The 13,303-nt window shown below is 43.9% G+C and carries 14 protein-coding genes and 5 tRNA genes; all 19 read left to right on the top strand.

What is annotated here, in order from left to right; all coding sequences use genetic code 11:
- The first annotated feature begins 110 nt into the window (after positions 1 to 110).
- The 19 genes from AC4CUZ_RS01895 to rplL all read left to right on the top strand — a co-directional run bounded on the left by AC4CUZ_RS01895 (position 111) and on the right by rplL (position 13,258).
- Positions 111 to 434, top strand: coding sequence for an H-NS histone family protein (locus AC4CUZ_RS01895; protein ID WP_004692786.1), 324 nt, complete (start codon positions 111 to 113; stop codon positions 432 to 434).
- Positions 435 to 631: 197 nt separating this feature from the next.
- Positions 632 to 1,342: a type II secretion system protein N gene (gene gspN, locus AC4CUZ_RS01890; protein ID WP_078425920.1), complete on the top strand. Its 711-nt coding sequence runs from the start codon at positions 632 to 634 to the stop codon at positions 1,340 to 1,342.
- A complete protein-coding gene (locus AC4CUZ_RS01885) occupies positions 1,342 to 2,166 on the top strand; it encodes a type II secretion system protein N (protein WP_419380937.1) in 825 nt (274 codons plus the stop codon). The genes gspN and AC4CUZ_RS01885 overlap by 1 nt, the downstream gene beginning before the upstream one ends.
- Before the next feature lie 39 nt (positions 2,167 to 2,205).
- Positions 2,206 to 4,563: a type II secretion system secretin GspD gene (gspD, locus tag AC4CUZ_RS01880; protein ID WP_419380936.1), complete on the top strand. Its 2,358-nt coding sequence runs from the start codon at positions 2,206 to 2,208 to the stop codon at positions 4,561 to 4,563.
- A gap of 87 nt (positions 4,564 to 4,650) precedes the next feature.
- Positions 4,651 to 5,394 (top strand): FHA domain-containing protein, encoded by a 744-nt coding sequence (locus tag AC4CUZ_RS01875; protein ID WP_419380935.1) that lies wholly within the window; start codon positions 4,651 to 4,653, stop codon positions 5,392 to 5,394.
- Between the two features lie 85 nt (positions 5,395 to 5,479).
- A complete protein-coding gene (gph, locus tag AC4CUZ_RS01870; RefSeq protein ID WP_078390391.1) occupies positions 5,480 to 6,148 on the top strand; it encodes a phosphoglycolate phosphatase in 669 nt (222 codons plus the stop codon).
- Between the two features lie 111 nt (positions 6,149 to 6,259).
- The gene (gene trpE, locus AC4CUZ_RS01865) at positions 6,260 to 7,753 is read left to right on the top strand and encodes an anthranilate synthase component I (RefSeq protein WP_419380934.1); all 1,494 of its coding nucleotides are present in this window, start codon (positions 6,260 to 6,262) and stop codon (positions 7,751 to 7,753) included.
- 98 nt (positions 7,754 to 7,851) lie between these two features.
- Positions 7,852 to 7,927, top strand: a tRNA-Thr gene (locus AC4CUZ_RS01860).
- A 54-nt stretch (positions 7,928 to 7,981) separates the two neighbouring features.
- Positions 7,982 to 8,065: transfer RNA gene (locus tag AC4CUZ_RS01855), tRNA-Tyr, on the top strand.
- Between the two features lie 41 nt (positions 8,066 to 8,106).
- Positions 8,107 to 8,182, top strand: a tRNA-Gly gene (locus AC4CUZ_RS01850).
- A gap of 17 nt (positions 8,183 to 8,199) precedes the next feature.
- A tRNA-Thr gene (locus tag AC4CUZ_RS01845) sits at positions 8,200 to 8,274 on the top strand.
- Positions 8,275 to 8,420: 146 nt separating this feature from the next.
- On the top strand, positions 8,421 to 9,611 hold the full coding sequence (gene tuf / locus AC4CUZ_RS01840; protein WP_004692776.1) for an elongation factor Tu: 1,191 nt from the start codon (positions 8,421 to 8,423) through the stop codon (positions 9,609 to 9,611).
- A 48-nt stretch (positions 9,612 to 9,659) separates the two neighbouring features.
- Positions 9,660 to 9,735: transfer RNA gene (locus tag AC4CUZ_RS01835), tRNA-Trp, on the top strand.
- A gap of 76 nt (positions 9,736 to 9,811) precedes the next feature.
- Positions 9,812 to 10,252 carry a preprotein translocase subunit SecE gene (gene secE / locus AC4CUZ_RS01830; protein WP_004692774.1) on the top strand — a complete coding sequence of 147 codons (441 nt, stop codon included), beginning with the start codon at positions 9,812 to 9,814 and terminating at the stop codon, positions 10,250 to 10,252.
- A 7-nt stretch (positions 10,253 to 10,259) separates the two neighbouring features.
- The gene (nusG, locus tag AC4CUZ_RS01825; protein ID WP_004692772.1) at positions 10,260 to 10,793 is read left to right on the top strand and encodes a transcription termination/antitermination protein NusG; all 534 of its coding nucleotides are present in this window, start codon (positions 10,260 to 10,262) and stop codon (positions 10,791 to 10,793) included.
- A 118-nt stretch (positions 10,794 to 10,911) separates the two neighbouring features.
- Entirely contained in the window at positions 10,912 to 11,340 is a 429-nt protein-coding gene (gene rplK, locus AC4CUZ_RS01820; protein ID WP_004668262.1) for a 50S ribosomal protein L11, read from the top strand.
- A gap of 3 nt (positions 11,341 to 11,343) precedes the next feature.
- Positions 11,344 to 12,039, top strand: a complete 696-nt coding sequence (gene rplA, locus AC4CUZ_RS01815; protein WP_004692770.1) for a 50S ribosomal protein L1 — start codon at positions 11,344 to 11,346, stop codon at positions 12,037 to 12,039.
- A 298-nt stretch (positions 12,040 to 12,337) separates the two neighbouring features.
- Positions 12,338 to 12,844: a 50S ribosomal protein L10 gene (rplJ, locus tag AC4CUZ_RS01810; protein ID WP_004692769.1), complete on the top strand. Its 507-nt coding sequence runs from the start codon at positions 12,338 to 12,340 to the stop codon at positions 12,842 to 12,844.
- Positions 12,845 to 12,892: 48 nt separating this feature from the next.
- Complete coding sequence (gene rplL / locus AC4CUZ_RS01805) at positions 12,893 to 13,258, top strand: 50S ribosomal protein L7/L12 (RefSeq protein WP_004692767.1); 366 nt, start codon at positions 12,893 to 12,895, stop codon at positions 13,256 to 13,258.
- Positions 13,259 to 13,303 lie beyond the last annotated feature (45 nt).

Below are 13,303 nucleotides of genomic sequence, written 5' to 3'. Positions count from 1 at the left end.
TACTGTCTAAGTATTGTTGTTTAAGTCATGGATGAGTTGAGTCTTTGGTCTAATCAAAATATTATTAAATAGACTCAGTAAATAAAATGTTGGTTAATGGAGTTAATGTAATGCCAGATATTAGTAATTTATCCGTAGAAGAGTTAAAGCGTCTACAAATCGAAGCGGAAGCTTTAATTGCATCTAAAAAAGATCAAGCAATTGAAGATGCTTATACCCAAATTAACGCGATTGCGGAAAATGTAGGCTTAAGCATTGAACAAATTTTAGAGTTTGGCGCGACTAAGCGTAAAAAAGGCACACGTAAGTCGGTTGAACCGCGTTATCGTAACAAAGGCAATGCTGCTGAGACATGGACTGGCCGTGGTAAGCAACCACGTTGGTTAGTGGCTCAGTTAGAAAAAGGTGCGAAGCTTGAAGATTTTCTAATCTAAGTCATCACCTTGTCACAGATGTGACATAAGCTCAAAAAACCAAGCATCATCTGCTTGGTTTTTTTTATAGTTAAAGTTTGGTGTTGTTGTAAAATTATGCATAATGTCTATCAAAGAAAGACAAGAAATGAAGCAAGGAAGAATAATTGAAAGTTCGTGGTGGGAGAATCACAAAACCTAAATACATCACGTGGTGGATGTTTGCAGTCGTTGCCTTTTTAATTTTTGTTTTGCTGCAAATTCCTGCGGCATGGCTCATTGCAAAATTTTATAAAAACAACCAAGTTTTACATAACGTCAGCGGTAATATTTGGCATGGACAGGCCGATTGGCAAACTGGAAAATTGCGTGGAACTGTGCTGTGGACCACCCGACCTTTAGATTTACTGCTCCTTCGTGCAGGGGCCAATCTCGAAATTTATAGTGCCAATACCAAGCTTGAAGGCGTTTTAGCCTATGGGTTTGGGAAAAAAATAATGGTGCGTGATTTAAACGGACAAATTGCACCTGAAACGTTAAAGTCGTTGGCCAATTGGCAATGGCCGAGTAATGCGATTCAGTTACAAGAAATTGATTTTAACTATAAAAAAGAGCAGGGATTTGATCAAGTGGATGGGGGAATACAATGGGCAGGTGGCGAACTCATGTATATCTTTGCGCAGCGCCCACAACAAATGCAGATTCCATCGTTGGCGGGTCGTTTGTCGCAGGAGCAAAATAAGCTGATGGTCGATTTACGCGATCAACGACAACAGAAACTGATGAACCTGACCATCGACCCAAGTCTGATGCTAGATGTGCAATTAACCCAGCGTCTCATGTTGAATGTCCCGTCATATCAAGGCAAAGCAGGCCTAGATAGTTATGTGGTGAGTTCACGTCAGCCTTTACTTAGTGGGGGCTTTTAATGGGTTTTGATCTACAAAAATTACCAGAAGTGAATCTCAAACAGTTTGAACGTATAGCGCCACTGTGCTTAATGCTTTTGATCTTGGCACTATGCTGGAAGTTGGCTGGCTTATTTTGGCTTTGGGTGGCGCCACCACAAGTTATGCAAATGCCACGCGTTGAATTGGGTTCGCAGCAACCTCAAGTTCCGAATATTACCAATTTTGCGTTATTTGCAGAGCAAAGTAAGAATCCCGCAGATGATCAGCTCAATTTACAGCTACAAGGGGTGGTGGTTGGACAACCCAGTCAGTTCTCATCTGCCGTGATTAAGGCAAATAATGTGGCAGAGCGTTATCGAGTGGGGGAAAATATCGAAGGCAGCGCTTATTATTTGGCAGAGGTGTATTGGGATCGCGCGATTCTCAAAAGTAACAGTGGGCAAACCCTAGAATTGTTTTTTCAAGGAATTGATAATTTAGATCAGCAAATTGTGCCCCCAACAGCAACACCCGTTGCAGTGCCTCCTGTGAGTCAAGAGCAGCAAGCATTAGGCCAAGCAGTACAGAACTTACAACAAGATCGTGAGCAATATTTAAAAGATTTGGGTGTAAATACCAATAACACAGGGCAGGGTTATCAAGTCACTGAGCAAACACCAGCTGTATTGCGAAGCCGTTTAGGCTTGCAGGCTGGGGATCAGATTATGTCTTTAAATGGTCAAACGATCGGACAGGGGCAAAACGACGCGCAGTTGTTAGAACGTGCGCGCCGTGAAGGACAAGTAAAAATAGAAGTGAAACGTGGTGATCGTATCATTACGGTACAACAGAATTTTCAGTGATCGAACATCACCAATATTAGTTAGGAATGACTTGGATTTATGGCTTTATTGAATCACCGCCCTGTTTGGGCACTGACAATCGCAGCGCCTTTGCTTGCCATGGTGAGTACAGCCAGCTATGCACAAACGTGGAAAATTAATCTGCGTGATGCGGACTTAACTGCATTTATTAATGAAGTTGCGGATATCACTGGGAAAAACTTTGCAGTTGATCCACGAGTACGCGGCAATGTCACGGTGATTTCAAACAAAGCGTTGAATAAGCAAGAAGTCTACGACTTGTTCTTAGGGGTATTGAATGTTAATGGTGTAGTTGCGATTCCTTCTGGGCGGACCATTAAAATTGTGCCTGACAGTAATGTTAAAAGTTCAGGCATTCCTTATGATGTTCGTCACCGTGCCACAGGCGATCAGGTTGTGACGCGGGTGATTTGGCTGGAAAACACCAATGCCAATGACCTGATTCCTGCACTGCGTCCATTGATGCCGCAGTTTGCACATTTATCTGCGGTGAATGGCACCAATGCACTGATTGTGTCAGATCGTGCCAGTAACATTTATCAGCTTGAGACCATTATCCGTAATTTGGATGGGACGGGACAAAATGACATCGAAGCGGTGTCGTTGCAGTCGAGTCAGGCTGAAGAAATGATTGGGTTACTAGAAAGTATGAGCGGAACGGGCTCGATCAAAGATTTAAAAGGTTCCAGAATACGAATTATTGCAGATAATCGGACCAATCGGATTATTCTAAAAGGGGATACCGCGACACGTAAACGTATTCGCCAAATGATCGAGATGCTGGATGTACCTGCTGCGGAGCGTCTGGGTGGCTTGAAGGTGTTCCGCTTAAAATATGCCAGCGCTAAAAGCTTATCCGAAATTTTACAAGGTTTGGTTTCAGGGCAGGCTGTTAATTCTAGCCAGTCTAACGACAGCAATAACAATAGCAATTCCAGCTATAACCAAAATAATAGTTCGAGTGAAGGTTCATCTTCACAGATTTCCACCCCAAGTATTAACTTAAACAGCCAGTCCAATCGCAATCAGAATAACATCACCAGCTTTAACAGTAATGGGGTCAGTATTATTGCCGATAGTTCGCAAAATGCGTTGGTGGTCAAGGCTGACCCTCAATTGATGCGTGAAATTGAGTCTGCTATTCAACAGTTGGATACGCGTCGCCAGCAAGTCCTGATTGAGGCGACTATTCTCGAGGTGGAAGGCAATGATGCCGACCAGTTGGGCGTGCAATGGGCGATGGGGGATTTAAGTAGTGGTGTTGGGATTATCAATTTTGACAATATTGGTTCGAGTCTCAAAAGTATTGCTGCAAACTATTTAACGGGTGGCGGTGCGGGGGCTGCAAGTGCAATTGGCGCGGGTGGTTCGTTAATCCTTGGGGATTATAAAGAAGGCAGTGATGGCTCGCGTCGGCTATATGGCGCGATGATCCAAGCGTTAAAAAGTAATACCAAGTCGAATTTGCTGTCTACCCCATCGATTGTCACTATGGACAATGAAGAAGCCTATATCGTCGTGGGTGAAAATGTGCCCTTTGTAACAGGCTCAGTTTCTACCACTTCTTCAGGCACAGCTAACCCTTACACCACCATTGAACGTAAAGATGTGGGTGTAACGCTTAAGGTGGTGCCGCATATTGGTGAAGGTGGAACCATCCGCTTAGAGATTGAACAAGAAGTCTCGGATGTCAAAACCAATAAAGGTGAAGCACAGGATTTGGTCACCAGTAAGCGTGCGATTAAAACTTCGGTCTTGGCGGAACATGGCAATACCATCGTTTTAGGTGGCTTGATTTCAGATAACACATCTTATTCACGCCAATCGATCCCAGGTCTTGGTGCAATACCAGGGTTGGGGCGTTTGTTCCGCTCAGATGGTAAGTCGGATCAGAAACGCAATTTGCTGGTTTTCATTCATCCGACGATTGTGGGGGATGGGGAGTCTGCACGTCGCCTTTCTCAGCAGCGCTACAGTCAGCTTTATAGCTTGCAGTTGGCCATGGATAAAGATGGTAGCTTTGCTAAGTTGCCTGAAAATGTCGATGATGTCTTCCAACAGCGTTTGCCTGTGACACCAACCAAGCCGACCTTGCCACAATCGTATCAACAGGTGCCAAGCAGTCCAACCACAACGCAACCGATGGTTGAAACAACGCCTGTGGCTATTGAACCTGCGATTCGTAAACAGTCGATTGCTAATGTTCCTAAAAATACCACCTCGCGTCAGTTATACCCAACGGGTCATCCTTATATTGGCTTGAACCTAATGGAAAATGTTCAAGGTGGTCGAATGGCACACATGGCACAGGCGGTATCGACAAGCTATTCCATCCCTGAGCGATACACTGAGAATGTCGCGATAGGTTCAGCCTAGCTGTCCAGCCATTCATCTGTGAGGGAAGGTGAAATGGTAAAGAATATTCTCTGTGTTATCATAAATCAGCACATAGAGAGATAAGTCATGACTTGGAAAATACAAGCAATTACTGGCGAATTAACGGGTCAGGAAATTAGCATTGACCGTGATATGTTGGTCGGTCGTCATCAAACAGCGGATATTTTATTACAACAATCTGAAATTTCGCGTAAACATGCGGCTTTTTTACTGAAAGAACATGCTTTGTGGCTACAAGACTTGGGTTCTTCAAATGGCACATATGTGAATAATGTGCAAATTGCGGCAGAAACGTTGTTGACGCAGGGTGATATCGTCCAGTTTGCAAGCTTAAAGTTTTCGGTCTTTGAGCCTGCTAAAGCGTTAGAAGATGTGGTGGAATCGGTAGAGGCGGCAACTCTGGGCGCAGCTGTGGTTGAAGCACCGATTAGTCAGCCATCTGAAGCGGTAGCTGCTTCAGAAACGGCCCAAGCGCAAGTTAGTACTAATGAAGCTGTTGTTGACCCAGAACAGCCGAAAACAGCAGCACAGCATATGAACGATCAGGGCATGCCTGAGCTAAAAGAACGCGATGGTAATGTGAGTTTAACGCGTGACGGGATGCCGCAAAATGTCGGTATTCCGAAACCAGCGCCTATTCCTGCAGGGGTGGATTTGACTGCGCCTAGCGTACCTCAGGTTGAGAACAACGAGGCTGCAAAAGTACAGGTTGAACAAGAGGCTGAAACTCAGAAAAATGCCTCGCTGGGGTTAATCTCGATTATTGTCTTGATTATTTTAGCGATTATTGCTTGGCTGATGTTCAAATAAAACGCAGATCACACTACAATCAAGGCATGCACAAGCATGCCTTGATTGTTTTTGGGCAGTACATGATAAAAATGGGTGAGGGTGAATGAATATTGCAAATGTGGCACAGCGAGAGGTTTTACTTTTCGATCTAGATGGAACCTTGGTGGATTCAGCAACAGATTTACATCGTGCCATGAATATGAGCCTGAATGCATTGCAACTGCCTACCGTTACTGAAGCACAGGTGCGGGTCTGGGTTGGTAAGGGAACAGCGCTGTTTTGTCAAAGTACCTTGCAACATTTAACAGGTAAAGTTGATCCTGCCCAGCAACAACAATTGTTGGAGACGTTTTTAAAAATTTATAATGCCGACCCATGTGTGGAAACTCAGCCTTTCGATGGCATTCTTGAGTTTTTAGAATGGGGCTTGGCACAAAAGAAAACCATGATTTGCGTGACCAATAAACCTGAAGCACCTGCGCGCGCTATTGTCGATCACTTAGGCATGACCCATTATTTTGCTGATGTCATCGGCGGCGATCGTTTCGAAGAGCGGAAGCCGCATCCGCGCCAATTGTTACACTGTGTTGAGCAATATGCGCAAAGCAAAGATCAGGTTTTAATGATTGGGGACTCATCCAATGATGTTGAGGCTGCACGTCGTGCGGGTATTGATTGTGTTGTGGTCAGCTATGGCTATAATCATGGTGAAAATATTTTAGACTGTCAGCCACAGCAAGTGGTGGATAATCTGTGTGAGTTGATCGGGTAACTTTGCAAACGAAGGAATGAACATGAGTAAACATATGGCTTTTCGATGGCGAAACTCCAAGCACTAATTTTAAAAACTGATCACGCCATATTGGAAAAATAGAGAACACTCATGACAACGCAAACTCAATTCGATCAACTCAAAACAGCGGGTTATAACCTGATTCCTGTCTATCGTCAGCGCTTAGCCGATACTGAGACACCATTGTCCGTCTTTGCGCGCCTAAAAGAGCATAAGCAAGCCTATTTGTTTGAATCTGTGGAAGGTGGGGAGAACTGGGCACGCTACTCGATTATTGGTTTAGGTGAATCTACCGTGTTCTCGTGCAACGCGGGTGAGCTGACCATTCAACAAACCGATGGCACTATAGAAAAGCAACCCTGTACAGATCCTTTCCAATTTATTCGAGATTTTCAGTCGCAGTATAAAGTACCTACTCAAGCTGATTTACCTGCTCTGCCAAGCTTTACAGGGGGCTTGGTGGGCTACTTTGGTTATGATGCGGTACGTTATATTGAACCGCGTTTAAATAATGCGCCAGAAGCAGATCCAGTGGGTTTGCCTGATATTTGGATGATGTTGTCTAAAACAGTGATTGTGTTTGATAACTTAAAAGATACGCTATTCCTGATCGTGCATGTCGATGTAGTTGACGCAGATGCGTATAGCCAAGCCCAGCAGCAACTGGATGTTTTGGAAGATTTGCTCGCAACGCCAATTAGTTTAAAAGCCACGCCGCATACTGCACCGCATTTTGAGTCACTCACGGGCAAAGCAAAATTCTTAGAATCGATTGAAACGGTGAAAGAGTATATTCGTGCGGGCGATGTGATGCAGGTGGTACCAGGGCATCGTATGGTCTCTGACTTTGATGGTGAACCTTTACAAGTCTATCGGGCGCTACGTCATTTGAACCCATCGCCTTATTTGTTCTTGGTGCAAGGGCAAACTTTGGAAAATAATCAGCCTTTTCATATTGTCGGTTCTTCCCCTGAAATTTTATCTCGCCTTGAAAATGGGATTGCAACCGTACGTCCGCTGGCAGGTACGCGACCGCGTGGTAAAACCAAAGAAGAAGATTTAGCACTTGAACAAGACTTGCTGTCGGATGAAAAAGAGATTGCTGAACATTTAATGCTGATTGACTTGGGGCGAAATGATGTCGGTCGCGTCTCGAAAATTGGCAAAGTGCAAGTGACTGATCAAATGGTGATCGAACGTTATTCACATGTCATGCATATTGTTTCCAATGTGCAAGGCGAAGTTCGTGATGATGTGGATGCCTTGGATGTTTTTAAAGCAACTTTTCCCGCAGGCACACTTTCAGGTGCACCAAAAATTCGTGCGATGGAAATTATTGACCAAGTAGAGCCCGTAAAACGTGGAATTTTTGGTGGTGCTGTTGGTTATTTAGGCTGGCATGGTGAAATGGACATGTCGATTGCGATTCGTACCTGCGTTATTCGTGAAAATAAGGTCTATGTTCAGGCAGGAGCGGGGCTTGTTTATGACTCAAATCCTGAATCTGAGTGGAATGAAACCCAAATAAAAGCTCGCGCAGTGATCAAAGCGGTTGAATTATCGTCAAACGGATTGATTTTGTGAGTTTTTGACGTTTTTTTTGAAAAAAACACTTGCAAGGATTTTGAGTTTTGCTAAACTGCACACCGTTCCGATACGAAACGTACGAAACACTAAGAAACGCCGGCATAGCTCAGTTGGTAGAGCAACTGACTTGTAATCAGTAGGTCCACAGTTCGAATCCGTGTGCCGGCACCATCTTAGAGAGTTGAGTGAATTAAGTAAAGAACGACACTGAAGTAAGTGTAAAATGGTGAGGTTCCCGAGCGGTCAAAGGGGGCGGACTGTAACTCCGCTACGAAAGTTTCGAAGGTTCGAATCCTTCCCTCACCACCAATTTTAAGACTTCAAGAAAGTGGTCTTTGTACCAACATCGTGCGGGAGTAGCTCAGTTGGTAGAGCGGTAGCCTTCCAAGCTACATGTCGCGAGTTCGACCCTCGTCTCCCGCTCCATTTGAAGTTTTATATTTGCTCTTATAGCTCAGTGGTAGAGCACTCCCTTGGTAAGGGAGAGGTCTCGAGTTCAAATCTCGATAAGAGCTCCAGATTACAGTTTAGTAGAATTTCTACAAATTTTTAAAGAAGCAGGCTTATTAGTCTGCTTTTCAAGTATTTGGTGTTTGATTTTTTAGGCGATGTGTCGATACTGAGTTGTTTATACCTGTGTTCGACGTAAACGAGGAAGATGAGCATGGCTAAGGCTAAGTTTGAACGTAATAAGCCACACGTTAACGTGGGCACAATCGGTCACGTTGACCATGGTAAAACAACTTTAACAGCTGCAATTGCAACTGTATGTGCGAAGAAATTCGGTGGTGAAGCGAAAGACTACGCTGCAATTGACTCTGCACCAGAAGAAAAAGCACGTGGTATTACAATTAATACTTCACACGTAGAATACGATTCTCCAACTCGTCACTACGCACACGTAGACTGCCCGGGCCACGCCGATTATGTTAAAAACATGATTACTGGTGCTGCTCAGATGGACGGCGCGATCCTTGTATGTGCTGCGACTGATGGTCCAATGCCACAGACTCGTGAACACATCCTTCTTTCTCGTCAGGTTGGTGTACCTTACATTCTTGTATTCCTTAACAAGTGTGACCTTGTTGATGATGAAGAACTTCTTGAATTAGTAGAAATGGAAGTTCGTGAACTTCTTTCTACTTATGACTTCCCAGGTGATGACACTCCAGTTATCCGTGGTTCAGCTCTTCTTGCACTTAACGGTGACGCTGGTCAGTATGGCGAAGAAGCAGTTGTTGCGCTTGTTGACGCACTTGACACTTACATTCCAGAGCCAGTACGTGCAATCGACCAAGCATTCTTAATGCCAATCGAAGACGTATTCTCTATTTCTGGTCGTGGTACAGTAGTAACTGGCCGTGTAGAAACTGGTATTGTGAAAGTAGGCGAATCAGTTGAAATCGTTGGTATCCGTGATACTCAAGTAACTACAGTTACTGGCGTAGAAATGTTCCGTAAATTGCTTGACGAAGGTCGTGCGGGCGAGAACTGTGGTGTTCTTCTACGTGGTACTAAGCGTGAAGACGTACAACGTGGTCAAGTACTTGCTAAACCAGGTGCAATCAAGCCGCACACTAAATTCGATGCAGAAGTATACGTACTTTCTAAAGAAGAAGGTGGTCGTCACACTCCATTCCTTAACGGTTACCGTCCACAGTTCTACTTCCGTACAACTGACGTAACTGGCGCGATCAAATTACAAGATGGCGTTGAAATGGTTATGCCTGGTGACAACGTAGAAATGTCAGTAGAATTAATCCACCCAATCGCAATGGACCCAGGTCTACGTTTTGCGATCCGTGAAGGTGGCCGTACAGTTGGTGCTGGTGTAGTTGCTAAAGTAACTGCATAATTATAAAATAAAATTACAAATTGGGGTTTCGGCTCCAATTTGTTTTGCAGGTCAGTAGTTCAATTGGTAGAGCGTCGGTCTCCAAAACCGAATGTTGGGGGTTCGAGTCCCTCCTGGCCTGCCAACTTTTTTATAAAAGACGCTTGATGTCGGCAAAACTGGTCATATAATAAGTCGCGAAACCTACGACGAGTACAAAAATGTCGAATGAAAAATTACGCGACGCACAAAGCGACGCGGCAATCCCTCAAAGAAATAATTCTGCTGAAGTAGTTAAATCTGGTTCTCCCCTAGACGTCGTCTTATGGATTATCGCATTGATTTTATTAATTGGTGCGACCATGGTGAATCAGCACCTACCAGCGTATTGGGCACCAGCCAACGATATCTGGGTGCGCGTTGGGGTAATTTTGGCTTGTATCATCGTGGCATTCGGTTTATTATACGCCACCCATCAAGGCAAAGGCTTTGCTCGTTTGTTGAAAGACTCACGAATTGAGCTGCGTCGAGTGACTTGGCCAACGAAGCAAGAGACCATGACCACATCTTGGCAGGTGCTTGCGGTTGTAGTTGTTGCATCCATTTTATTATGGTGTTTTGACTACATTTTGGGCTGGTTAATGAAGTTTATTATCGGGTAAGAGAGCTATGAAACGTTGGTACATTATTCATGCCTATTCAGGTTATGAAAAACAAGTGATGCGTTCACTTAATGATCGAATCCAGCGTAGCGCTGTAGCCGATAGCTTTGGTGAAGTCCTTGTTCCTACCGAAGAAGTGGTAGAAATGAAGGATGGTAAGAAACGTAAATCTGAACGTAAGTTCTTTCCAGGCTATGTATTGGTCGAAATGGAAATGAATGATGAAACTTGGCACATTGTTAAAGAATGTCCAAAAGTTTTAGGTTTTATTGGTGGTACGGCTGAGAAACCGGCGCCAATTACCCAACGTGAAGCAGATGCGATTCTTGCTCGTGTACGCAATACTGGTGAAGCACCACGTCCGAAGACGATGTTTGAACCAGGCGAAGAATTACTCGTAATTGACGGTCCATTCACAGACTTTAAAGGTGTGGTGGAAGAAGTTCTATACGAAAAGTCACGTTTAACGTTGACCATTAATGTATTTAATCGACCAACTCAGGTTGAGCTGGAATTTCGCCAAGTCGAAAAATCAGTTTAATTCGAAGTGGTTGAAAAACGCCTGGCTTATTTATAAGTCAGGCATTGTTGTTGTAACGGTATCGTTACTTAGAAATTGGGGAGCCTTCATCGGCGTTTGTACCCAGAGGTAATTTGAAATGGCTAAGAAGATTGACGGCTATATCAAGCTGCAAGTTCCAGCTGGTAAAGCGAATCCATCTCCACCGATTGGTCCTGCATTGGGTCAACGTGGTGTTAACATCATGGCATTCTGTAAAGAATTCAATGCTGCGACACAAAAACTTGAAGTTGGTTTACCAATTCCAGTCGTGATCACTGTGTACAACGACAAGTCGTTCACATTCATCATGAAAACTCCTCCTGCATCTATTCTTCTTAAGAAAGCTGCTGGTATCCAAAAGGGTTCTGCTGTACCTAACAAAACTAAAGTTGGTAAGTTGACTCGTGCTCAATTGGAAGAAATCGCGACTACTAAAGAACCAGATTTAACTGGTGCTGATTTAGACGCACGTGTTCGTACCATCGCTGGTTCTGCACGTTCTATGGGCTTGGAAGTGGAGCTATAAGACATGGCAAAGTTAACTAAACGTCAAAAAGCCATTGCTGCTGCTATTGAAGCAAACAAAGTTTACACTTTAGAAGAAGCAGTAGCTGTTCTTGCTGGTCTTCCTGCTGCGAAATTCAAAGAATCTTTGGATGTTGCGGTAAACCTAGGTGTTGACCCTCGTAAATCTGACCAAGTTGTTCGTGGCGCGACTACACTTCCTGCAGGTACTGGTAAAACTGTACGTGTAGCTGTGTTTGCTCAAGGCGCTGCTGCTGAAGCTGCTAAAGCTGAAGGCGCGGACATCGTTGGTTTTGATGACCTTGCTGAAAGCATCCAAGCGGGTAACCTTGACTTTGACGTAGTGATTGCTGCTCCTGATGCAATGCGCGTTGTTGGTAAGTTGGGTACGATTCTTGGTCCGCGTGGCTTAATGCCAAACCCTAAAGTGGGTACTGTAACTCCTGACGTAGCTGGCGCAGTTAAAAATGCAAAAGCTGGTCAAGCACGTTACCGTGTAGACAAAGCGGGTATTATCCACGCTGCGATCGGTCAAGTAGATTTCTCTGCTGAAGCTGTTCGTCAAAACGTTGAAACTTTGATTGCAGACTTGAAAAAGTTAAAGCCTGCGACATCTAAAGGTGTATACATCAAAAAGATTACTTTGAGCTCAACTATGGGTCCTGGTCTTGTTGTTGATGTAAGCAACGTTTCTAACTAAGTTTTACTTAGACAGAATTTTAAAGCCCTGAGTAAAAATCAAAGCGCTGCTTTGATTTTTACGCAAGAAACGCTCTGTCGTATTTTGCAAACTTAGGCAAACTTTGAATTGGTAAATGTAGATTTATCAGCGTCAAAGACCTCAGGCGAGAGTAATTTCGATTGCTTTCTTAATTTCCCAGCCTGAGTAGACGCGGTGGTGTGATTTGTTCATCCTCCGCGTGTAAGTTCAGTGATGAACTTGCGAATTGGGAGTGTACTTCGCGTAAGTACATAAATCACCGTTAGGAGGTTTTACAATGGCTCTTCTTATCGAAGGCAAAAAACAGATCGTTGCTGAAGTAACTGAAGTTGCTTCTACTGCGTTTGCTGCTGTTGTTGCTGACTACCAAGGTTTAACTGTTGAGCAATTAACTGCTCTTCGTGTTGAAGCTCGTAAGTTAGGTGTTGCTACACGTGTTGTACGTAATACTTTGGCTAAACGCGCTCTTCAAGATACTCCATTCAATATCTTGAACGACAACCTTGTTGGCCCAACAATTTTAGCTTTCTCAACTTCTGCAGATGATATGGGTGCTGCGGCACGCTTATTCGAAGAATTTGCGAAAACTAACAAAGCATTTGAACTTAAAGCTGCTGCATTTGAAGGCAAACTTTATCAAGGCGAAGAAGTTAGCGTTATCGCGAATCTTCCAAACCAAGAGAAAGCGCTTACTATGCTTGCAAGCGTTCTTCAAGCTCCTATTTCGAAATTGGGTCGCTTACTTACAGCGCTTCAAGAGAAAAACGAGTCAGAAGCTGCATAAGCTCAAACTTAAACACACATCATTCAATACCCATTTGGAGTTACTCTCATGGCTTTAACAAACGAAGAAATCTTAAACGCAGTTGCTGAAAAAACTGTTCTTGAACTTGTTGAACTTATTTCTGCTTTCGAAGAAAAATTCAACGTATCTGCTGCTGCTGTAGCTGTAGCTGCAGGTCCTGCTGCTGCTGCTGCTGAAGAACAATCAGAATTCAACGTTGAGTTGACTTCTTTCGGCGCGAACAAAGTAGCTGTGATTAAAGCAGTTCGTGAAATCACTGGTCTTGGCTTGAAAGAAGCTAAAGACATGGTTGAAGGCGCTCCTTCAGTTCTTAAAGAAGCAGTTTCTAAAGAAGAAGCTGAAGAACTTAAGAAAAAACTTGAAGAAACTGGTGCTACTATTACTATTAAGTAATGCTACCAGGGGGGGAATATTAATTTCACCCCAAAAATTGGCTGA

The sequence above is a fragment of the Acinetobacter sp. 789_lipA genome (genome assembly GCF_058242845.1).
Note: the sequence above shows the minus strand (reverse complement) of the source record. Positions and strands in the feature narration are given on the sequence as shown.